The sequence below is a fragment of the Pelomonas sp. V22 genome (assembly GCF_030014915.1).
In the GTDB taxonomy this organism is placed as follows: Bacteria; Pseudomonadota; Gammaproteobacteria; order Burkholderiales; family Burkholderiaceae_C; genus JAUASW01.
Genome location: NZ_JAGIXS010000006.1, coordinates 247,806 through 269,380 on the forward strand (window position 1 = coordinate 247,806; position 21,575 = coordinate 269,380).

General features: G+C 69.1%; 10 protein-coding genes. 5 read left to right on the forward strand and 5 right to left on the reverse strand.

Annotation, left to right across the window (positions count from 1 at the left end; genetic code table 11):
* Positions 1-14: 14 nt before the first annotated feature.
* From J7U46_RS18760 to J7U46_RS18770, 3 genes are all read right to left on the reverse strand, one after another.
* Positions 15-1,091 (reverse strand): histidine kinase, encoded by a 1,077-nt coding sequence (locus J7U46_RS18760; RefSeq protein ID WP_282828571.1) that lies wholly within the window; start codon positions 1,089-1,091, stop codon positions 15-17.
* Positions 1,088-2,218 (reverse strand): histidine kinase, encoded by a 1,131-nt coding sequence (locus tag J7U46_RS18765; RefSeq protein WP_282828573.1) that lies wholly within the window; start codon positions 2,216-2,218, stop codon positions 1,088-1,090. Before J7U46_RS18765 ends, J7U46_RS18760 begins: the two co-directional genes overlap by 4 nt.
* Positions 2,219-2,308: 90 nt before the next feature.
* Positions 2,309-3,385 (reverse strand): MBL fold metallo-hydrolase, encoded by a 1,077-nt coding sequence (locus J7U46_RS18770; RefSeq protein WP_282828575.1) that lies wholly within the window; start codon positions 3,383-3,385, stop codon positions 2,309-2,311.
* Between the two features lie 77 nt (positions 3,386-3,462).
* Between J7U46_RS18770 and J7U46_RS18775 the strand changes: the two genes are divergently transcribed.
* A complete protein-coding gene (locus tag J7U46_RS18775; protein ID WP_282828576.1) occupies positions 3,463-4,119 on the forward strand; it encodes a TetR/AcrR family transcriptional regulator in 657 nt (218 codons plus the stop codon).
* Positions 4,116-4,712, forward strand: a complete 597-nt coding sequence (locus J7U46_RS18780; RefSeq protein ID WP_282828577.1) for a DUF1134 domain-containing protein — start codon at positions 4,116-4,118, stop codon at positions 4,710-4,712. Before J7U46_RS18775 ends, J7U46_RS18780 begins: the two co-directional genes overlap by 4 nt.
* Positions 4,713-4,852: 140 nt before the next feature.
* Here J7U46_RS18780 and J7U46_RS18785 read toward each other — a convergent pair whose 3' ends face one another.
* Positions 4,853-6,409, reverse strand: a complete 1,557-nt coding sequence (locus J7U46_RS18785; RefSeq protein ID WP_282828578.1) for a sensor domain-containing diguanylate cyclase — start codon at positions 6,407-6,409, stop codon at positions 4,853-4,855.
* A gap of 96 nt (positions 6,410-6,505) precedes the next feature.
* Positions 6,506-7,198: a diguanylate cyclase gene (locus J7U46_RS18790; RefSeq protein ID WP_282828580.1), complete on the reverse strand. Its 693-nt coding sequence runs from the start codon at positions 7,196-7,198 to the stop codon at positions 6,506-6,508.
* Between the two features lie 101 nt (positions 7,199-7,299).
* Between J7U46_RS18790 and J7U46_RS18795 the strand changes: the two genes are divergently transcribed.
* The 3 genes from J7U46_RS18795 to J7U46_RS18805 all read left to right on the forward strand — a co-directional run bounded on the left by J7U46_RS18795 (position 7,300) and on the right by J7U46_RS18805 (position 21,570).
* Positions 7,300-9,888, forward strand: coding sequence for a diguanylate cyclase (locus J7U46_RS18795; RefSeq protein WP_282828582.1), 2,589 nt, complete (start codon positions 7,300-7,302; stop codon positions 9,886-9,888).
* A 146-nt stretch (positions 9,889-10,034) separates the two neighbouring features.
* A complete protein-coding gene (locus J7U46_RS18800) occupies positions 10,035-14,306 on the forward strand; it encodes a GAF domain-containing protein (RefSeq protein WP_282828584.1) in 4,272 nt (1,423 codons plus the stop codon).
* Positions 14,296-21,570 carry a GAF domain-containing protein gene (locus tag J7U46_RS18805; protein ID WP_282828586.1) on the forward strand — a complete coding sequence of 2,425 codons (7,275 nt, stop codon included), beginning with the start codon at positions 14,296-14,298 and terminating at the stop codon, positions 21,568-21,570. The genes J7U46_RS18800 and J7U46_RS18805 overlap by 11 nt, the downstream gene beginning before the upstream one ends.
* Positions 21,571-21,575: the final 5 nt, after the last annotated feature.

Here is a 21,575-nt window from a genome sequence, read left to right on the forward strand (position 1 = left end):
CAGACCCGCTCCCATCAAGGCAGCTCCAGGGTGAACAAGGTGGTGGCAGTGTCGCCTCGGCAATGCAGGCGCGCCTCGGCGCCGGCCAGCAAAGTGAGGCGCTGGTTCAGCTCGCCGAGTTCCTGCGCGTCGCCGCACAGGCCGGGGCGGTCGAAGTCCAGCGTGATGCTCAAGCCCTTGCCCCGGCGTTGCGCTCCCAGTTTGCAGGTGGCGGGCGCTTGTGCGCCAGCGCGCTGCAGCGCCTGCTGCAACAGCGGCAGCAGCAGCATGGGCGGCAAGGCCTGCAGGCCGAGGCCCTCGGGCCACAGGCGCTGCAGGCGAGGGGCCTGCGGCTGCAGGTCGCGCATCACGTCCAGGTAGCTGTCCAGCAGGTCGGCCTCGGCCTCCAGCGTGGTGCCGGTTTCGCGCAGGCGCGGCAGGGCCACGCGCAGATAGCGGATCAGGCGCTCCATGCGCGCTGCGGCATCGGGCTGCTGCTGCTCGTAGGACTGCTCGATGTCCACCAGCGCATCGAACAGCAGCTGCGGCTCGACCTGGGCTTGCAGCGTCGCCAGGCGCGAGGCCATGGCGCGGCGGCGCAGCTGGGCCTGCTCAGCCAGCATCCGTTGCAGGTCTTCGGTGGCGTGGCGCTGGCGGTGCAGCATCTCGCTGGCCACCACCACCAGCGAGGCGGGCAGCAGCACCTGCAGCGTGAAGGACGCAAGCAGCGTGGGCGTCAGCGTCGGCATCGGCAACTGCTTCCGTGCGACGGCCAGGTGGGTGATCGAGGGCCAGGGCAGGTGCAGTGTCAGCTCCCAGATCGTCAGGGCCGCCAACCACGAACCGAGCAGCGTGGCGAGGGCCAGTCGGCGTGTGCGCCGCGGCCCGGTGGCACGGGAGCGGTCGGCCGGCAGCCAGCACAGCGTGATCACGGAAGCGGCGGCCAGCGAGGTCACGAGGTGGTGGGTCACCACGTCCCAGAAATGCGAGCCGGCTTTGAAGCGCAGCAGGTCGCTCAGGTCGATGGCGCTGAACATCAGGCTGAGGCCCAGGATCAGCAGCGCTTCGGAACTGCTCAAGGAGCGCCAGGCGGCCAGCAGCTGGCGCATCATGTGCCTGCTCCGAGGATGGGCATGCGCAGCCGGGCCACGACGCCGCGCGGCTGGGCCGCCTCCAGCTCGAGGGCCGCCGCGTCGCCGAACAGCGCCGACAGGCGGGCCCGCGTATTGGCCAGGCCCACGCCGCTGCCGCCGCTGCCGCTGAAGCCCTGGCCGTTGTCGCGCACTTCAACGACCAAGGCGCCCGCGCCTTCCCGCCTTGCCTGGATCTCGATGCGTCCGCCCTCGGGCAGCGGCGCCAGGCCATGCTTGATCGCGTTCTCCACCAGAGTCGGCAGCACCATGGGCGGCAGCCGGGCCTGTTGCAGCTCGGCGTCGCTGGCGATGCCGAAGGAAAGCCGCTCGCCCATGCGCATCTGCAGGATGGTCAGGTAGTTGCTGACCAGGTCCAGCTCCTGGCCGAGCGTGGAATCGGGGCTGCGCATGCTCGGCAGGGCGGCGCGCAGGTAGGCAATCAGGCTGCGCAGCATGTCGCGGCCGCGTTCGGGGCTGGTCTCGAACAGCCGCTTCACATTGGCCAGGGTGTTGAACAGGAAATGCGGCTCGATCTGGGCGTTCAGGGCCGAGACCTGGGCCTCCAGCTGCTGGGCCTGCAACTGCTCATGGTCGCGCTGCACGCGTTGCAGCTCGGCCCGGGTGGCGCGCTCGCGTTGCTGCAGCAGCAACACGGCGTAGCTGATGCAGCCCAGCGCAAACCACAGGCCCGAGGCGGCGACGAACCAGCTGACGACCAGCTCGGGCATGGGCTCGCCGCGTCCCCAGCTGTAGACCAGGCGGCGTACCCAGGTGCCGGCAAGGGCACCGAAGGCCACAGCCAGCCCCCGAAGCAGCAGGCGCGGTGCGCCGCGCAGCCGCCAGCGGGCCAGCAAGGCCTCGGACAGGGCGATGGCCAGCAGCACCGTGAAACCGGCCAGCAGCGACTGGCGCAGGTACAGCGGCAGCATCAGCAGCCATTCCCAGAGGGGCATTTCCTCGGAGGCGCTGGTGGGCAGCATTCTCGACAGCGTGTGCACGAAGCAGATCGCGAACACCGCCAGGCTGGTGGGCAGGTTCACCACCCCCCGGAACGCCGCAACCGGGCTGATCGGTGTGGCGAGCGGCGACGAGGCTGGGAAACTCATGGGGCGCATTGTGTCGTGCCCCAGGGCGGTGCAGTCCGGCATGCGACGAAGCCGGCTGCAAGGCGACGAATCCGGTCTGGTGGGCCGGCTTCAGCGCCACCAGCGGCTGCCGGCCGTCGGCGCCTGGATGGCGATGCGCTCGCCGATCTGCGGCGTGCTGAGCGCCACGCCCCGCTCTTGAGCCAAGGCCGAGATCCGCTCGAAGGGCTCGGTCCAGCCATGCAGCGAGAGGTCGAAGGTGCCGTTGTGGATGGGCAGCATGTGGCGGCCGCGCAGGTCCAGGTGGGCCTGCAGGCTTTGCTCCGGCAGCATGTGGATGTCGGCCCAGTCCTCGTTGTAGGCGCCGGTCTCGACCATCGTCAGGTCGAAGGGGCCGAAGCGTTCGCCGATGGCCTTGAAGCCAGCGAAGTAGCCCGTGTCGCCGCTGAAGAACACGCGGGCCTCGCGGCCCAGCATCACCCAGGAGGCCCACAGCGTGCGGTTGCCGTCGCTCAGGCTCCGGCCCGAGAAATGCTGGGCCGGCGTGGCCACGAAGCGGGTGGCGCCCACGGTGATCTCCTGCCACCAGTCGAGCTGGCGGACCTTGGCCTTGTCCACGCCCCAGTGCACCAGGCGGTCGCCCACGCCCAGCGGCGAGAGAAAGAGCTCGGTCTTGCCGGTCAGGGCCAGGATGGCGGCCTTGTCCAGGTGGTCGTAATGGTCGTGCGACAGGATCACGGCCTTGATGGGCGGCAGCTCCTCGATGCCGATCGGCGGCGCATGGAAGCGCTTCGGGCCCATGAACTGCACCGGCGAGGCGCGCTCGGCGAACACCGGGTCGGTCAGCCAGAACTCGCCGTCCAGCTTCAAGAGCAGGGTCGAGTGGCCGAGGCGCCAGAGGCTCTGGTCCGGCGCGGCCAGCAGCTCGGCGCGGCTCAGGGCCTGGACGGGCACCGGTTGGTCGGGCCGGGTATTGGCCGGCTTGTCGACCAGGAACTTCCAGAACACGGCCAGGGTCTTGCCCAGGCCCATGGCCTGGCGTGGCACGGCATTGCGGAAGCGCCCCTCGACCTGCTGCGGCGAGCCGCTGTGATCGGCAAACAAGGGCGAGAGGGTCTGGCAGGCGGTCAGCAGGGTCATGGTGCTCAGCAGGACAAAGAGGAGGGCGAAGAGCAAACGGCGCTTCATGGACGGATTCAATAAGTACACTGCACAGTGTAGTATCGAATTCAGAAAAGTAAACCCCGCGGTGTAAAGTTCTGTCCATGTCGAGAATTCCTGACCCCAGCGCCGTCTCCGAGGACGAACCCCAGCGCCTGACCGACCGCAAGCGCGAGGCCATCGTGGCGGCCGCGACGGCGCAGTTCCGCCAGCATGGCTTCCAGCGCGCCAGCATGGATGCGATTGCGGCGGCGGCCGAGGTGTCCAAGCGCACCGTCTACAACCATTTCCCCAGCAAGGACGAGCTGTTCGCGGAGATCCTGCTGCAGCTCTGGAAGCGCAGCGCGGCCCTGGGCCAGCTGGCCTACCGCCCCGAGCGGCCCTTGCGCGAGCAACTGCGCGAGCTGCTCGCCGCCAAGCTGGGCTTACTCACCGATACAAGCTTCCTGGACCTGGTGCGGGTGGCGGTGGCCGAGATGATGCACAGTCCCGACAGGGCCCGGCACATGGTGGACCGCCTGGGTGAGAAGGAGCAGGGCCTTGCTGATTGGCTGAGGGCCGCCCAGCAGGACGGGCGCTTGCAGCCGGTCGATCCGCAGTACGGCTCGGCGCTGCTGCAGGGCATGCTCAAGTCGCTGGCCTTCTGGCCGCAGCTCACCATGGGCCAGCCGCCGTTGACGCCCGCTGAGGGTCAGCAGCTGCTGGACGACTGCGTGGAGATGTTCCTGGGTCGCTTCGCCAAAAAGGAGAAATGCGCATGACGAGCAAGCAAGACAACAGCCATCAACCGAACCGCCGTGAGGCCCTGCAACTGCTGGCCGCCGTGCCGGCCCTGGCCGCCGCGCCCGTCTGGGCCGGCAACGACGAGGCCTCGACCTATGACCAGGACACGGTGCTCAGCGCTGCCTTGGAGTTCTTTGGCAATGGCGCGGCCGGCATCGCCAAGGTGATCGAGAAGGCCTTCAAGGAGCAGGGCCGTCCCAATGGCTATATCAAGGGCGAGGAAGGCAGCGCCGCGCTGACCGTGGGCCTGCGCTACGGCGAGGGGGAGCTGCTGATGAAGGGCGGCGGCTCGGCCAAGGTCTACTGGGCCGGCCCCTCAATCGGCTTCGACGCCGGCGCCAACGCGGCCAAGGTCTTCACCCTGGTCTACAAACTGCCCAACATCGGCGCCATCTACCGCCGCTATCCGGGCGTGGACGGCAGCTTCTATTACGTCGGCGGCGCCGGCATCAACTACCAGCGCGCCGGCGGCGTGACCCTGGCGCCGATCCGCCTGGGCGTGGGCCTGCGGGCCGGCGCCAGCGTGGGCTATCTGCGCTACAGCAAGGAAAAGACCATCAATCCGTTCTGACCCGCTCTGACGCCGCCTTTCGCGGGTCGAGCGCAGGGCCGCTCCCAAGCCGGCCCGCCATGACGATGCCTGCGGCTCGAAGCCGCAAGCATCGGCGTCCCCTCGGGGGACCGTCCGCGTACCCGCGGGCGAGGGGCTCGTCAAAAACTCCAGCGGTTCTTGCCGGCCTTCTTGGCCTTGAACATCGCGCCATCGGCATCGGCCAGCAGCGCCTCGATCTCGAAGGGCGGCTGTTCGGCCACCGCGATGCCTATGCTGCAGCCCAGGCCGTCGGGCAACTGGCCCACGCGGCTGACCAGGCGGGAGCTGACCGCCATGGCGATGTGCCGCAAGGCCGAGGCCGGTGCGCTCAGGAAGACGCCGAACTCGTCGCCACCAAGGCGGCCGGCGCAGTCTTCGCTGCGGATGCAGTCCTTGATCAGCGCGGCCACGCGCACCAGGGCGGCGTCGCCGGCGGCATGGCCGCGGCTGTCGTTCAAGGCCTTGAAGCCGTCCAGGTCGATGTAGAGCGCGGCCACGCAATGGCGGCGGCGCAGCGCCTCGGCCGCGATGCGCTGGCCGCTGCTGATGAACAAGGGCCGCCGCGCCAGGCCGGTGAGTCCGTCGAGCTGGGCGCGGGCCGCCTGGTCGCTGGCGGCCCGCTCGTTCTCGGCCGCATTGGCCAGCGCATGGGCCACCACATGCAGCTCGCGCACATTGAAGCTGGCGCTCTCGCTCGCCAGGTCGGCCGGGCCGGTGCTGTGGAAGGCCGCCACTTTGCGCATTTGCCGGCCGAGGTAGAGGCCGAGGGCCAGCGAGCAGGCGATGCTCAGTGCGATGCAGATGGCACCTAGCAGGGCGAGCTGCAAGAGCGTGCTGCGCTCGGCCTCCTGCAGCTGCGCGCGCGGCACGCCGGCCACCACGTGCCAGGGTGCGCCGGCCACCGCCACCTGGGCCATGCGCATGTCGCGTCCGCTCAGGCCCAGCGTGTCGATCACGCTGCCGCTGTTGAGCTTGAGCAGGGCGCGCACGCTCTCGGTGGCCTGCTGGCCGACGTAGCGCTGCGCCTCGCTGCTGCGGGCCAGCACCAGGCCGCTGTCGTCGACCAAGGCGGCGCGCAGCTCACCGCTGAGCGCCGTGTGAGCCAGGTGGGCCGACAGCGTCTGGCTGCGTATGGTCAGCCGCAGCTCGTGCATGCCGAGCTGGCCCAGCTGCAGCGGCACGGACAATGCCACCTCGTGCTGCTTGCCGGCCGGCTCGATGTAGAGCGATGAAACGACCATTTCGCCCTTTTGCAGCTGTTCGGCCGCGCCCTGCATTGCAGGAGGGGGAGGCAGGTCCGCTCCCAGTGCCTGGCTGGTGCAGAACAGGGGCCGGCCCTCGATACTGATCAGGCAGATATCGGCCGCATCGGGGTGCAGGGGCCGCGTGGCAACGGCTAGCTCATGCAGGCCGGCCAGGTCGCCCAGTTGCGCAGCCTTGGAGACGGTCAGCACACGCAGCAGCGTCTGGGCCTTGTGCAGCAGCAGCTGGATCTCGCCGGCCCGGTCTTGCGCGACCGAGAGCAGGTAGCGGTCGCGGTCGGCACTGCCTTCGCTCAACATGCGCTGGCCGGCATAGATGGCGAAGCCGAGAAAAGGCAGCAGCGTGAGCAGCGAAATGACCAGCATCCACTGGCTCATGCTCAGCCGGAAGGCTCGGGTCCTGAGCGCAAACATGGTCCTCTCGCGTTGAGCGGCCCCTATGAAGTCAGGCCATGGTAGGCGGGGCCCATGGCGGCGCCTATGGCGGCAATCCCTGGGGCAGGGCAGACCCTAGCCGGGCAGCAGTCCGGCGCGCACGCAGTTGCGGCCTTCGCGCCGCGCCGCCTGGAGGCCGGCTTCGGCGCGCGCCTGCAGCTTGTCCAGCGCCTCGGCCCCGCGCAGCGCGCTCAGGCCTATGCTGACGCTGAGCCCGCCCGGCGCCACCGCCAGGCCCGGCCAATCGTGGGCCTGGATGACGCGCCGCACGCGTTCGCAGGCCTGGCGGGCCGCGGACAGCTCGATGTCCAGCAGCACCAGCAGCAGGCGATCGGGTTCGTGCCTGAGCGTCAGGTCATGGGCCCGGCATTGGCCGCGCTGCAACTGCACCATCTGCAGCAGCGCCGCCTCCAGCGTCTCGCCGGCCAGCGGCTGGTCGGGGGCCAACAAGGCCAGGCAGAGGGGGCGGCCGGCTTGCAGCAGGCTGGGCCAGCGGGCTTCAAGCGCCGGACGCTCGCTCAGCGACCCTAGCGACCAAGCTTCACGGCCGAGTCGATGGAAGGCCTGGTACAGGCGCAGCGCCAGTTCGAAGTCGCCGCAGCGCTCGGCCAGGGTGCTGAGCCTCTCGGCCAGCGGCGCTGCAGCAGCATCCTGCAGCTGCGGCAGCATGGCCCTGATCTGCGCCAGCGCTGCCGCGACGTCGCCTTCCAAGGCGCTGAGTTCGGCCGCCTGCACCGCCGGCAGCAGGGGCTTGATCCGCTCGTCCATCGCGCAAGAATAGCCCTCTGCAAGGCCGCCAACCAGGCCCGCCCCACCTATACACTCAGCGACCCTCAACGCACCGCCCCCGGCTCTCCCCTCGTTCTCCCATGCCTGCCAAGTTCGACCTGGCCACCTGGCGCAACCGGCTCAATTCGTCGCCGGGCCGCATTGCCATTGCGGCGGGTCTGCTGCTCCTGCTGCTGGGGCTCAACGTGCAGTCGCTGCTGCGCCTGGAGTACCAGGCCGAGGTCGAGCAGATCCAGACCGAGGCCGACCGCAGCGCGCAGAAGCTGGCAGCCCACGCGAGTGCCGTGCTGGACCGCGCCGCGCAAAGCCTGGAGCTGCTGGTCAAGCTGAATGAGGCGGCCAGCACCAGCCCGGGGCTTTCGCAGGCCGCGCACTTGCTGGGCAATGAGGGCCTGCAAGCCTGGCTGGTGACCGATGCCAGCGGCCGCATGATCGAGGCGAGCAGCCGCAAGCTGCCCGCCGTGGTGGCAGGCAGCGAGTTCTTCCACCGTGCCAGCCGGCTGGCGCCTGGCGCGCTGGACCTCGGTGTTTCCGAGGTGGTGGCCGGCATGGGCCCACAGCCGCTGCTGCCGCTGACCCGCCGCCTGAACGGCCCCCGTGGCGAGTTCATGGGCTGCGTCACCGCGCTGATAGGCCTGCCACAGCTGATCTCGGCTGGGGGCGGCAGCGAGGCCCGCGGCACGGCGCTGAGCCTGGTCGGCCATGACGGCCGCGTGCGCGTGCGCCGCCGCGACGATCAGCTCAGCCACGGCGAGCTGATCGACATGGACAATCTGCGCGAGCGGCTGGCCACGGCGCAGCAGCGCATGGAGCCCTTGCCCAGCCGCATCGATGGCGAGTTGCGCTTCCTCGCACGGGCCGAGCTGGCCCGTTATCCGGCCAGCGTCCTGGTGGGCCTGCGGGCCGAGACCGTGCTGAGCACCTACCAGGGGCATCGCCAGCGCATCCTGCTGCAAGCGGCGGGTGTGGGCCTGCTGATGCTGGCGGCGGCCGTGCTGTTGTTCCTGCAGTCCCGCCGGCTGGCCGCCAGCCGCCAGCGCTTGCGTGCCACCGAGGCGCGGCTGCGTGCCACGCTGGATGGCAGCCTGGATGCCGTGCTGGTGATGCGCGCCGAGCTCGATGCCAAGGGCGGCCTCGTGGACCTGCTGGTGGTCGATGCCAATGCCCGAGCCAAGGCCTTGCTGAACGTGACCGAGCCGGTGGGCCAGCGCCTCAGCGAGCTGTTGCCGGGCGCGCGTGAAAGCGGCATCGTCAGCGAGATCGAGCTGGCCATGGCCAGCGGCCAGACCATGCTGAGCGAGCGCCTCGGGCATTCGCCCCACCTGCGTGAACACTGGCTGCAGCACCAGATCGTGCCGCTGGACGATGGCCTCGCCCTGTTCAGCCGCGACATCAGCGAGCGCCACAACGCCCAGCGTGCCGAGGCCGAGCAGCAGCGCTTCCTGCAGAACCTGCTGGACGTGCTGCCGCTGGCCGTCTATGCCAAGAGCGCGCGGCCGGCCACCATGGGCCGCTACCTGTTCTGGAACCACGCGGCCGAGCGCTGCTTCGAGCTGAGCGCTGACCAGGTGGTGGGCCGCACGGTGCACGAGCTGTTCGAGCCGGCCGATGCCGCCCGCTTCGATGCCCAGGACGCCCAGGTGCTGGCCGAGCAGCGGCCGCGCCGCTTCCCCGACCAACTGCGCATCACGTCCAGCGGCCGCCAGTACTTCGACACCCTCAAGGTGCCGGTGATGGGGGACGACGGCCGCATCGACCACCTGCTGGTCGTGGCCGAGGACGTGACCGAGAAACGCGGCAGCGCCGAGCGGCTGCGCCTTGGCTCGCGCGTGCTGGCCGAGACGGCCGACGCGGTGCTGATCTGCGATGCCGAGGACTGCATCATCGATTGCAACCCGGCCTTCAGCCATCTCACCGGCCATGCGATCGCGGCGCTGCAGGGCCGACCGGTCAGCGCCGCCGGGCTGCCGCCCTTTGATGGCGGCCCGGATGGCGACGCCTCGCGCTGGGTCGGCGAGTCGCGCCTCGTTTGCGCGGATGGCCGGGTGCTGGACATCTGGCTCAGCAGCAACCGCATCCACGACGGCGAGGGCCGGCTCACCCACCATGCCCGCGTGTTCAGCGACATCTCGGCGCTCAAGCGCCATCAGCAGGAGCTGGACGAAATGGCGCGGCTGGACAGCCTGACCGGCCTGCCCAACCGCCGCAGCTTCGACGAGCGCCTGCCCGAGGCCCTGGCCCGCGCCGGCCGCCACAAGCAGCTGATGGCCCTGCTCTTCGTCGACCTGGACGGCTTCAAGAAGGTCAACGACACCCTCGGCCACGCGGCGGGCGACCAGTTGCTCTGCGGCGTGGCCGAGCGGCTCAAGGCCTGCGTGCGCACCGTCGATGCGGTCTGCCGCCTGGGCGGCGACGAGTTCACCGTCATCGTCGAGGACGCCGGCAGCCAGGCCGATGTGGGCCGGCTGTGCGAGCGCGTCCTCGAGCTCTTGAGCCAGCCCCACCTGCTGGCCGCGGGCCGCCCGGTGGTCACCCCGAGCGTGGGTGTGGCCCTGGCCACGCCGGGCGAGGCCCCCGACAGCCTGCTGCGCCGCGCCGACGACGCCATGTACGCCGCCAAGCGCGCCGGCAAGGCGCGCTACTGCGTTGCCCGGCCGCTGGACGCCTGAGCCTCCGCCCTCTGACCATCCCCAGCTTGGCTAGGGGTCTACGCCAAGTGGGCAAGCGCCGGGGGCGGGCATAGACTCGTTCGGTTCCCGTGGCGGCCCCGTGCCGCGCGGGCCCGTTGGCTGCGACCGAAGACGTTGTTGAGTCCATGCCGGGATCGAACCAGAACCTTGCTTCCGACGATCCAGACCCGACCGCCCAGGTGGCCGGGCTTGCGGCGCAGCTTCAGGCCACGCAAGCGCAGCTGGCCCGCCGCGATGCCGAGCTCTCGGTGATCAGCAGCATCCAGCAGGGCATCGCCGGCTCGCTGGACTTCCTCGGCATCGTGGAGCTGGTGGGCGAGAAGCTGCGCCAGGTGCTGGGCAGCGAGGACATCGGCATCCGCTGGCTCGACCACGATCGCCATGCGGTGCACTACCTCTACGAGCTTGAGCATGGCCAACGGCAGCATTTCCCGGTGTCGCAGCCAAGCGCCGAGCGCTGGGTGGCCCTGACCGCGTTGAGCGCGCCCGTGGTCCTCAACACGGTGGCCGAGCAGGTCGCCGCCGGCCAGGGCGCCATCGCCGGCACCGATCAGGCCAAGTCCGTTCTTCGAGTGCCCATCCTGGGCAAGGACCGCCTGCTCGGCTCCATCGTGATGGAGAACCACGAGCGGGAATACGCCTTCGGCGAGGCCGAGGTGCGCCTGCTGTCCACCGTGGCCGCGAGCATGGGCGTGGCCTTGCTGGGCGCCCGCTCGTTCGATGAAACCCAGCGCCTCTTGCGCGAGACCGAGCAACGCAATGCCGAACTGGCCATCATCAACAGCGTGCAGGCGGGCCTCGTCGCCAAGATGGACATGCAGGCCATCTACGACCTGGTGGGCGACAAGATCCGCGACATCTTCGATGCCCAGGTGGTCGACATCGGCCTGCTCGACCCGGCAGCAGGGCTGCTGCACTTTCCCTACATCATCGAGCGCGGCCAGCGCTTCCCGGACGAGCCCATGGTGGTGCGCGGCTTCCGCAAGCACGTGATGGAGGCTCGCGATCCCATTCTGGTCCCGGTCCATTCCGAATCGGTCAACCAGCAGTACGACAACCCCAATGTCATTGCCGGCGAAACCGCCCGGTCCAGCCTGTTCGTGCCCATGGTCGTGGGCGACCAGGCCAAGGGCGTGATCTCGCTGCAGAACCTGGACCGCGAGCATGCGTTCGGCGAGGCCGATCTGCGGCTGCTGCAGACCCTGGCCAACAGCATGAGCGTGGCGCTGGAGAACGCGCGCCTGTTCGATGAAACCCAGCGCCTCTTGAAGGAAACCGAGCAGCGCAATGCCGAGCTGGCGGTGATCAACAGCATCCAGCAGGGCATTGCGGGCTCGCTGGATTTCCAAGGCATCGTCGACCTGGTGGGGGAGACACTGCGCCGCGTGCTGGGCAGCGAGGACATCGCGATCCGCTGGTTCGACGAGCCCAGCGGCCTGCTGCACTGCCTCTACGAGATCGAGCACGGCCAGCGGCTGCAGATCGCGCCGGCCCGGCCCATCCCCAACGGCATGTGGGACCGCATCTCCCGCAGCCGCCAGCCCTATCTGCGCAGCACGCCGATGCAGGACCTGGAGACCGGTGTGATGCCGGGCACCGACCGCGCCAAGTCGGTCGTCTACGTGCCCATCGTGGCCAGCGACCGCGTGCTGGGCTTGCTGGGGCTCGAGAACCATCTGAAGGAGCACGCCTATGCAGACGCCGAGCTGCGCCTGCTGCAGACCATCGCCTCCTCGATGGGCGTGGCGCTGGAGAGCGCCCGCCTGTTCGACGAGACCCAGCGCCTCCTGAAGGAAACCGATGCCCGCGCGGCCGAGCTGGCCGTCATCGCCGACGTGCAGCAGGGCCTCGGTGACAAGCTCGATGCGCGCTCCATCTTCGAGCTGGTGGGCGAGAAGCTGCGTCAGCTGTTCGACAGCCAGGCGATCAGCATCGCCGTGGTCGATGCCGAGGCGGGCACGCGGCACTTTGCCTACATGCATGAGCGCGGCCAGCGGCTCGAGGTGCCGGACGGCGAAATCTCGCCCCTGCTCTGGCATGTGCTGCGCCACCCGCAGCCGCTCCTGATCAACGAGAAGCTGAGCGAAACGCTGGCGGCCCTGGGCATACAGCGCACCATCATTCCCGGCACCGAGGTCAGCCTGAGCCTCTTGCGCATGCCGGTGCTGCAGGGCGGGCGCGTGGTGGCGGTGATCGGCCTGGACAACGTGGACCGCGAGCACGCCTTCAGCGACAGCGACCTGCGCCTGCTCTCCACGCTGGCCGGCAGCCTCAGCGTGGCGCTGGAAGGCGCGCGCCTATTCCAGCAGACCGAGCAGCGCGCCAACGAGCTGGCCACGGTCAATGCGCTGGGCCAGGCGCTCTCGAGCAAGATCGACCTGGACGAGCTGATCCAGACCGTGGGCGAGAAGCTGCGCGAGACCTTCGCCGCCGACATCGTCTACGTGGCCCTGCTCGACGAAGCGGCCGGCCTGGTCCGCTTCCCCTACACCCACGGCGACGAGTTCTCGCCGCTGCAGCCCGGCGAAGGCCTGACCGGCAAGATCATCGAGACCGGCCAGGCCTTGCTGCTCAACGAAGACGTGGACGGGGCGGCCGATGCCCTGGGCGCCACCCAGGTGGGCGCGCAGACGGCCTCCTACCTCGGCGTGCCGGTCTTCGTCGAGGGCCGGGCCATCGGCGTGATCAGCGTGCAGAGCACCCGGCAGAAGGGCCGCTTCACGGCCGCCGACCAGAGCCTGCTGGCCACGCTGGCGGCCGGCGTCAGCGTGGCCATACGCAATGCCCAGCTGTTTGCGGAAGCGCGCGAGGCCCGGGCGGCGGCCGAAGGTGCGAACGAGGCCAAGAGCGCCTTCCTGGCGACCATGAGCCACGAGATCCGCACGCCGATGAATGCCGTGATCGGCATGAGCGGCCTCTTGCTGGACACGGCCTTGAGCGAGGAACAGCGCGACTACGCCGCCACCATCCGCGACAGCGGCGATTCGCTCTTGACCATCATCAACGACATCCTCGACTTCTCGAAGATCGAGGCCGGCCGCATGGACATCGAGGCCCAGCCCTTCGACCTGCGCGACTGCGTGGAGTCGGCGCTGGACCTGGTCAGCAGCCGCGCCGCCGACAAGCACCTGGACCTCGCCTACGTGTTCGAGGGCGAGTTGCCGGCCGCCGTCCAGGGCGATGTGACGCGGCTGCGCCAGGTGCTCCTGAACCTGCTGTCCAACGCGGTCAAGTTCACCGAGTCCGGCGAAGTGGTGCTGAGCATCAGCGCCACGCTGGAGGGCAAGGAAGCCCACCTTGCCTTTGCCGTGCGCGATACCGGCATCGGCCTCAGCCCCGAGGCCATGGGCCGCCTGTTCCAGAAATTCAGCCAGGCCGATGCCAGCACCACGCGCAAGTACGGCGGCACGGGCCTCGGCCTCGCCATCAGCAAGCGCCTCGTGGAGCTGATGGGCGGCACGATGGGGGTCGAGAGCTCGGGCGCGGGCTGTGGCTCGGTGTTCCGCTTCACGATCAAGGCGCCGGTGGCCGAGCGGCCGGCGGAAGGCCGCCGCGAGTTCCTCGGCCAGCAGCCGGGCCTGAAGGACCACCGGCTCCTGATCGTCGACGACAACGGCACGAACCGCCGCATCCTCAGCCTGCAGACCGAGCGCTGGGGCATGCTGCCGCGTTCCACCGGTGTGCCCGAGGAGGCCTTGCAATGGGTGGCGGCGGGCGAGAACTTCGACCTCGCCATCGTCGACATGCACATGCCCGGCATGGACGGCCTCGCGCTGGCGCGGCGCCTGCGCGAGCACTCGCCCAAGCTGCCCCTGGTGCTGTTCAGCTCGCTCGGCCGGCGCGAGGCGGGCGACACCGAGGGCCTGTTCGCCGCCTACCTGGCCAAGCCCTTGCGGCAAAGCCAGCTGCACGACACGCTCGTCAACCTGCTGGCGCTGGAACGCCTGCCGGCCCGCGCGGCCCAGCCCCGCCCGGCGGCCGTCGATGCCCAGCTGGCCTCGCGCCATCCGCTGCGCATCCTGCTCGCCGAGGACAACGCCGTGAACCAGAAGCTGGCGCTGCGCCTGCTCTCGCAGATGGGCTACCGCGCCGACGTGGCCGGCAATGGCCTGGAAGCGGTGGAGAGCGTGGAGCGCCAGGCCTATGACCTGATCCTGATGGACGTGCAGATGCCGGAGATGGATGGCCTGGAGGCCAGCCGCCGCATTACCACGCGCTGGGGCGATGGCGACCGACCCCGCATCGTCGCGATGACGGCCAATGCCATGCAGGGCGACCGCGAGGAATGCCTCGCCGCCGGCATGGACGACTACATCACCAAGCCGATCCGGGTCGAGGCCCTGGTGCAGGCGCTGGAGCAAACCCGCTGGCGCGGGGAGGTGCGTGATGGCAACTGAACAGGATCTGCTGCAGGCCCAACTGGCGCTGTACCGAGCGGGCTCCGCAGCCGAGCTGCCGGGCTTGATCGACGAGGCGCTGCAGCGCCTGCTGGCGCCGCGTCGCAGCCTGGTCCTGCTGATGGGCGACGAGGGCCTGCAGCTGGCGGCGGGCCGCGTGCCCCGCGGCGAACGCACGACGGCGGTCCAGCAGGCGATCAGCGCCTGGCTCGACGAGGGCCTGCGCACCCGCAAGCCGCGCCTGCGGCACGGGCCGGACGGCGTGCCGCCGCGCGAGCAACGCAGTTGCCTGCTGGCACCCATGCTGCATGAGCGCAGCCTGGTCGGCCTGCTCTATGCCGACATCGAGGGCCGCATCGGCCGCTATGAGAAGGACGACCTGGCCCTGCTTGCGCGCTTCGCCGATGGAGCCTGCGAGGCGCTGCTGCGGGCCCGCGTGACGGAGCGGGCCCAGACCGAGTCGGACCAGCGCGCGGCCGAGTTGTCGGTCATCGGCAGCGTGCAGCAGGCGCTGGCAGCCGAACTGAGCATCGAGCAGATCTACGACCTGGTCGGCGACACGGTGCACAAGATCTTCGACGCCCAGGTCGTCAGCTTTGGCCTGATCGAGCCGTCCACCGGCTTGCTGGCCAGCAAGTACCTGCGCGAGCGCGGCCGGCGGCTGACCCCTTCCGCGCCGCGACCGCCCTATGGCTTCCGCAAGCATGTGCTGGAAACGGGTCAGCCGCTGCTGATCAACCGCGATGCCGAGGCCGCTGCAAAGCGCTATGGCAATCCGGTGCTGGTCGGCGAGATGCCGCGTTCGGTGCTGTTCGTGCCCATGACGGTCGGCGCTCAGCGCATCGGCGTGCTGTCGCTGCAGAACCTGGACCGCGAGGATGCGTTCCGCGAACCGGATGTCCAACTGCTGCAGACCCTGGCCAATAGCATGGGCGCAGCGCTGCACAACGCGGGGCTGATGGCCGAGACCCAGCGCCTGTACCGCGAGAGCGAGCAGCGCGCCGCCGAACTGGCCGTGGTCAACAGCGTGCAGCAGGCGCTGGCCGCCGAGCTGAGCCTGCAGGGCATCTACGACGCCGTGGGCGACAAGGTGCGGGAGATCTTTCAAGGCCGCGACGTCAACATCCGCATCCTCAACCCGAGCACGGGCAAGGTCGAGTTTCCCTACCTGATCGAGAAGGGCGAGCGCTTGCGCGTCGATCCCCAGCCGCTGCACGGCATCACGGCCCATGTGGTCAATACCGGCCAGCCGCTGCTGATCAACGAGAACTTCGACGAGTCCTGCCGGCGCCTGGGCGCGCCACCGCTGCCGGGCACCAGCTCGGACGAGAAGTCAGCCGTCTGGGTGCCTTTGCACTGGGGAGGGCAGGTGCGCGGGCTGCTGAGCCTGTTCGACTGCGACCAGGAAAAGGCATTCAGCCAGGCCGACGTGCGCCTGCTGCAGACCATGGCTGGCGCGATGGGGGCGGCCCTGCAGAACGCGCGCCTGTTCGACGAAACCCAGCGCCTGTTCCGCGAGGCCGAGCAGCGTGCTGCAGAGCTGGCCGTGGTCAGCAGCGTGCAGCAGGCGCTGGCGGCACGGCTGGACATGCAGGGCATCTACGACGCGGTCGGCGACAAGCTGCGCGAGATCTTTCCGCAGGCCGAGGTGGCCATCCGCATCGTCGACCGCCAGGCCGGCCTGATGAGCTATCCGTACACGCACGAGATGGGCCAGCGCGTCAAGGTGCCGGCGCGGCCCTTGCGCGACACGGGCATCAATGCCCATGTGATGCGCAGCCGCCAGCCGGTGGTGATCAACAAGGACCTGGAGACCACGGCCAAGGCCTATGGCAGCACCCTGCTGCCGGGCACGCAGCAGGAGCGGTCGGGCGTCTACATGCCACTGCTGTCGGGCAACGAGGTGCTGGGCCTGATCGTGCTGACCGACATGCAGCGCGAGAACGCCTTCAGCGATTCCGACGTGCGCCTGCTGCAGACGGTGGCCGGGGCGATGAGCGCGGCCCTGCAAAGCGCCCGCCTGTTCGACCAGACCCAGCACCTGCTGGCCGAGACCGAGCAGCGCAACAGCGAGCTGGCCATCATCAACAGCGTGCAGGCCGGCCTCGCGGCCAAGCTCGACATCGAGGGCATCTACGAGCTGATAGGCGAGAAGATCCGCGACATCTTCGATGCCCAGATCGTCAGCATCACCACGGTGGACACGGTGGAGCGGCAGATCCAGCACCGCTACCTGATCGAACGCGGCGAGCGCCAGCACATCCCGCCCACGCCGCTGGTGGGCTTTCGCAAGCATGTGGCCGACACCGGCCGCAGCCTGCTGATCGCCGAGAACTCGCTGGAGGCGGCGCGCCGCTTTGGCAACCCGGTGCGGTTGACGGGCGAGATGCCGAAGTCGGCGGTCTTCGTGCCCATGTCGGCCGGCGCGCGCGTGATCGGCGTGATCTCGCTGCAGAACGTGGACCGCGAACATGCGTTCAGCGACGCCGATGTGCGCCTGCTCGAGACCCTGTCCAACAGCATGGGCGTGGCGCTGGAGAACGCCCGCCTGTTCGATCAGAGCCAGCGCCTGCTGGCCGAGACCGAGCAGCGCAACAGCGAGCTGGCCATCATCAACAGCGTGCAGGCCGGCCTCGTGGCCAAGCTGGACATGCAGGGCATCTATGAGCTGATCGGCGACAAGATCCGCGACATCTTCGATGCCCAGGGCGTCAACATCACCTTGCTGGACGCTGCGGGCGAGATGCTGGAGGTGGCCTACATCATCGAGCGCGGCGAGCGCCTGCAGCTGCCGCCTATCCCGGTGATCGGCTTCCGCCGCCACGTGCTCGCCACCGGCCGCAGCCTGCTGATCAAGGAGGGCATGGAAGCCGCCTTCGAGAAGTACGGCAACCCGCGCGCCATCGCCGGCGATGTGCCTCAGTCCACGCTGTGGGTGCCCATGCTGCAGGGCGGCCGCGCCGTGGGCGTGATCTCGCTGCAGAACATGGACCGCGAGCAGGCCTTCAGCGAGTCGGACCAGCGCCTGCTCGAGACCCTGTCCAACAGCATGAGCGTGGCGCTGGAGAACGCCCGCCTGTTCGACCAGGCCCAGCGCCTGCTGGCCGAGACCGAGCAGCGCAACAGCGAGCTGGCCATCATCAACAGCGTGCAGGCCGGCCTCGTGGCCAAGATGGACATGCAGGGCATCTACGACCTGGTGGGCGACAAGATCCGAGACATCTTCGATGCCCAGGTGGTCGACATCACGATTCAGGACAGCGAGAGCGGCCTGCTGGTCCATGCCTACACGATAGAGCGGGGCCGGCGCCACCGTACGCCGCCGCAGGCGCCTTTCGGCTATCGAAAGCATGTGATGGAGACCGGCGAGAGCTTGCTCGTCAATCAGGATACGGAGGAGCACTCGGCCCGCTACGGCAACCCGCCGGTGATTGAGGGCGAGTCGCCCAAGGCCACCCTGTGGGTACCCATGGTGCAGTCCGGTCGCGCGATCGGCGTGATCTCGCTGCAGAACCTGGACCGCGAGCACGCCTTCAGCGAGGCTGACGTGCGCCTCTTGCAGACGCTGTCCAACAGCATGAGCGTGGCGCTGGAGAACGCGCGCCTGTTCGATCAGACCCAGCGCCTGCTGGCCGAAACCGAGCAGCGCAACAGCGAGTTGGCCATCATCAACAGCGTGCAGTCGGGCCTCGTCGCCAAGCTGGACATGCAGGGCATCTACGACCTGATAGGCGACAAGATCCGCGACATCTTCGATGCCCAGGTGGTGGATATCGGCTTGTACGAGGCGGACGCCAAGCAGCTGCGCCATGTCTACCTGATAGAGCGCGGCCAGCGCTTCGAGATCGAACCCACGCCCTTGATCGGATTCCGGCGCTATGTGATGGCTTCGAGCGAACCGCTGCTGATCCCCATGCACACGGATGCGCTGGACCTGCAGTACGGCAACCCCAAGGCGATCGCCGGCGAGGCAGCATGCTCCTCGCTGTGGGTGCCCATGCTCCAGGCCGGACAGGCCATCGGCGTGATCTCGCTGCAGAACCTGGATCGCGAGAACGCCTTCGGCGAGGCCGACCTGCGCCTCTTGCAGACCCTGGCCAACGGCATGAGCCTGGCGCTGGAGAGCGCACGCCTGTTTGCCGAGACCCAGCGCCTCCTGAGCGAAACCGAGCAGCGCAACAGCGAGCTGGCCATCATCAACAGCGTGCAGGCCGGCCTCGTCGCCAAGATGGACGTGCAGGGCATCCACGACCTGATCGGCGAGAAGATCCGCGAGATCTTCGATGCACAGGTGGTGGTGATCTCGCTGCTCGACCAGCAGACGCGCCTGCTGCACCACCCCTATGCCATCGAGCGCGGCCAGCGCCTGGACCTCGCGCCCTTCAAGGAGGTGGTGGGATTTCGCAAGCATGTGATGGACAGCGGCCAGACCCTGGTCATCAACACCGGCATGGCACGGTCGCTGAAGGCCTATGGCCAGCCGGCCTCGCTGGCCGGCGAGGCGCCCAAGGCCTCGCTGTGGGTGCCCATGATCCAGGGCGGCCGCGTGATCGGCGTGATCTCGCTGCAGAACCTGGACCGCGAGAACGCCTTCAGCGAGGCCGAGGTGCGGCTCTTGCAGACGCTCTCCAGCAGCATGAGCCTCGCGCTCGAGACCGCCCGCCTGTTCGCCGACAACCAGCGCCGCACCCGCGAGAGCGCGGCCCTGGCCGAGGTGGGCCGCGACATCTCCTCGACGCTGGACCTGGTGGTCGTCATGGACCGCATCTCGCGCCATGCCCGCGAGCTGCTGGGCGGCGACTACAGCGCGGTCTTCCTGCCCACCGACGACAGCGAGGCGGCCGGCTACCGCGCCATTGCCGCCCAGGGCGAGGTGGCCGAGCAGATCCTGCAGATGGATGTGCAGACCGGTGTCGGCATCATCGGCAGTGTGATCGCGAGCGGCCAGGCCGAGTTCGTCAACGATGCCAATGCCGATGCACGCGCGGTGCAGATCGCCGGCACCGACAAGGAGGACAACGAGCGCCTGATGGTCGCCCCCTTGCTGGCCGGCGAAACGGTGCGTGGCGCCATGGTGGTGTGGCGCAATGGCGGCCAACCCTTCCGGCCGCACGAGCTGGAGTTCCTGGCCGGCTTGTCGATGGCGGCCTCGGTGGCCATGCGCAACGCCCAGCTGTTCGCAGAGAGCCAGCAGCGCGCGGCCGAGCTGGACACGGTCAACACCGTCTCGCAGCAGCTGGCCGGCAAGCTGGACCTCGCTGCGCTGATCGAACTGGTGGGCGAGCAGAGCCGCCAGCTCTTCAAGGCCGACCTGGCCTATGTGGCCCTCTTGGACCGCAACACCGGCATGATCAATTTCCCCTACCAGTACGGCGACGTGATCCAGTCGCGGCCGCTGGGCGAGGGCCTGACCAGCCGCATCATCGAGACCGGCGAGGCCCTGATCATCAACTCCGACATCGACCGCCAGGCTGAGGCGCTGGGCACGGTGCGCATGGGCCGCCAGACGCGCAGCTACCTCGGCGTGCCGGTGATGGTGGAGGGCCATGCCGAGGGCGTGATCAGCGTGCAGAACACCGAGCGCGAAGGCGTGTTCGACCAAGCCGACCAGCGCCTGCTCTCCACCATCGCGGCCAATGTGGGCGTGGCCCTGCGCAATGCCCGGCTGTTTGCCGATGCGCAGGAGGCGCGGGCGGCGGCCGAGGGGGCGAACGAGGCCAAGAGCGCCTTCCTTGCCACCATGAGCCACGAGATCCGCACGCCGATGAATGCCGTCATCGGCATGAGCGGCCTCTTGCTGGACACGCCGCTGAACGAAGAGCAGCGCGACTTCGCCGCGACGATCCGCGATTCGGGCGATGCGCTGCTGAGCATCATCAACGACATCCTCGACTTCTCGAAGATCGAGGCCGGCCGCATGGACATCGAGGCCCAGGCCTTCGACCTGCGCGACTGCGTGGAATCGGCGCTGGACCTGGTCAGCAGTCGCGTGGCCGAGAAGCACATCGACCTGGCTTACCAGTTCGAGGGCGAGGTGCCGGCTGCCGTCTCGGGCGACGTGACGCGGCTGCGCCAGATCCTCCTGAACCTGCTGTCCAACGCGGTCAAGTTCACCGAGGCGGGCGAGGTGGTGCTGACGCTGTCGGCACAAGCCAAGGGCTCGGGCGTGCAGTTGCTCTTCAGCGTGCGCGACACCGGCATCGGCCTCAGCCCCGAAGCCATGGGCCGCTTGTTCCAGAAGTTCAGCCAGGCCGATGCCAGCACCACGCGCAAGTACGGCGGCACGGGCCTCGGCCTCGCCATCAGCAAGCGGCTCGCCGAGTTGATGGGTGGCCGCATGTGGGTGGAGAGCGCGGGCCCGGGCCAGGGCTCGACCTTCTGCTTCACCATCCAGGCGCCGCTGGCCGAGCTGCCGCGCGAGGGCCGGCGCGACTTCATCGGCGCCCAGCCCGACCTGCTGGGCCACCGCATGCTGGTGGTCGACGACAACGCCACCAACCGCCGCATCCTCACGCTGCAGGCCCAGCGCTGGGGCATGGTGGTGCGCGACACCGAGCTGCCCGAGACCGCCATCGCCTGGGTGGGCGGCGGCGAGCAATTCGAGCTGGCGGTGATTGACATGCACATGCCGCAGATGGATGGTCTCGAGCTGGCGCGGCGCCTGCGCAAGCTTGCACGCAAGCTGCCCCTGGTGCTGTTCAGCTCGCTGGGCCGGCGCGAGGCGGGGGACACCGAAGGCCTTTTCGGCGCCTACCTGGCCAAGCCGCTGCGCCAGAGCCAGCTGCACGACACCCTGGTGACCATGCTGGCGCTGGACCGTGCCACGGCCCGGCCGTCCGCGCAGCCCGCCAAGTCGCAGATCGACCCGCAATTGGCCGAGCGCCATCCGCTGCGCATCCTGCTGGCCGAAGACAACGCGGTGAACCAGAAGCTGGCCCTGCGCCTGCTCTCGCAGATGGGCTACCGCGCCGACGTGGCCAGCAACGGCCTGGAGGCCATCGAATGCGTGGCCCGCCAGCCCTATGACCTGGTGCTGATGGACGTGCAGATGCCCGAGATGGATGGCCTCGAGGCCAGCCGCCGCATCAACGAACGCTGGCGCAATGGCGAGCGGCCGCGCATCGTGGCGATGACGGCCAATGCCATGCAGGGGGATCGCGAGATGTGTTTGGCGGCCGGCATGGACGACTACGTGACCAAGCCGATCCGGGTCGAGGCCCTGGTCTCCGCCCTGATGCGCACCGAGATGCGGAACGCGTTGTGAGTGAG

Bases quoted from the DNA above. Each gene is read 5' to 3' on its own strand.
- J7U46_RS18760 (WP_282828571.1), bottom strand. From the start codon at position 1,091: ATGATGCGCCAGCTGCTGGCCGCCTGGCGCTCCTTGAGCAGTTCCGAA.
- J7U46_RS18765 (WP_282828573.1), bottom strand. From the start codon at position 2,218: ATGAGTTTCCCAGCCTCGTCGCCGCTCGCCACACCGATCAGCCCGGTT.
- J7U46_RS18770 (WP_282828575.1), bottom strand. From the start codon at position 3,385: ATGAAGCGCCGTTTGCTCTTCGCCCTCCTCTTTGTCCTGCTGAGCACC.
- J7U46_RS18775 (WP_282828576.1), top strand. From the start codon at position 3,463: ATGTCGAGAATTCCTGACCCCAGCGCCGTCTCCGAGGACGAACCCCAG.
- J7U46_RS18780 (WP_282828577.1), top strand. From the start codon at position 4,116: ATGACGAGCAAGCAAGACAACAGCCATCAACCGAACCGCCGTGAGGCC.
- J7U46_RS18785 (WP_282828578.1), bottom strand. From the start codon at position 6,409: ATGTTTGCGCTCAGGACCCGAGCCTTCCGGCTGAGCATGAGCCAGTGG.
- J7U46_RS18790 (WP_282828580.1), bottom strand. From the start codon at position 7,198: ATGGACGAGCGGATCAAGCCCCTGCTGCCGGCGGTGCAGGCGGCCGAA.
- J7U46_RS18795 (WP_282828582.1), top strand. From the start codon at position 7,300: ATGCCTGCCAAGTTCGACCTGGCCACCTGGCGCAACCGGCTCAATTCG.
- J7U46_RS18800 (WP_282828584.1), top strand. From the start codon at position 10,035: ATGCCGGGATCGAACCAGAACCTTGCTTCCGACGATCCAGACCCGACC.
- J7U46_RS18805 (WP_282828586.1), top strand. From the start codon at position 14,296: ATGGCAACTGAACAGGATCTGCTGCAGGCCCAACTGGCGCTGTACCGA.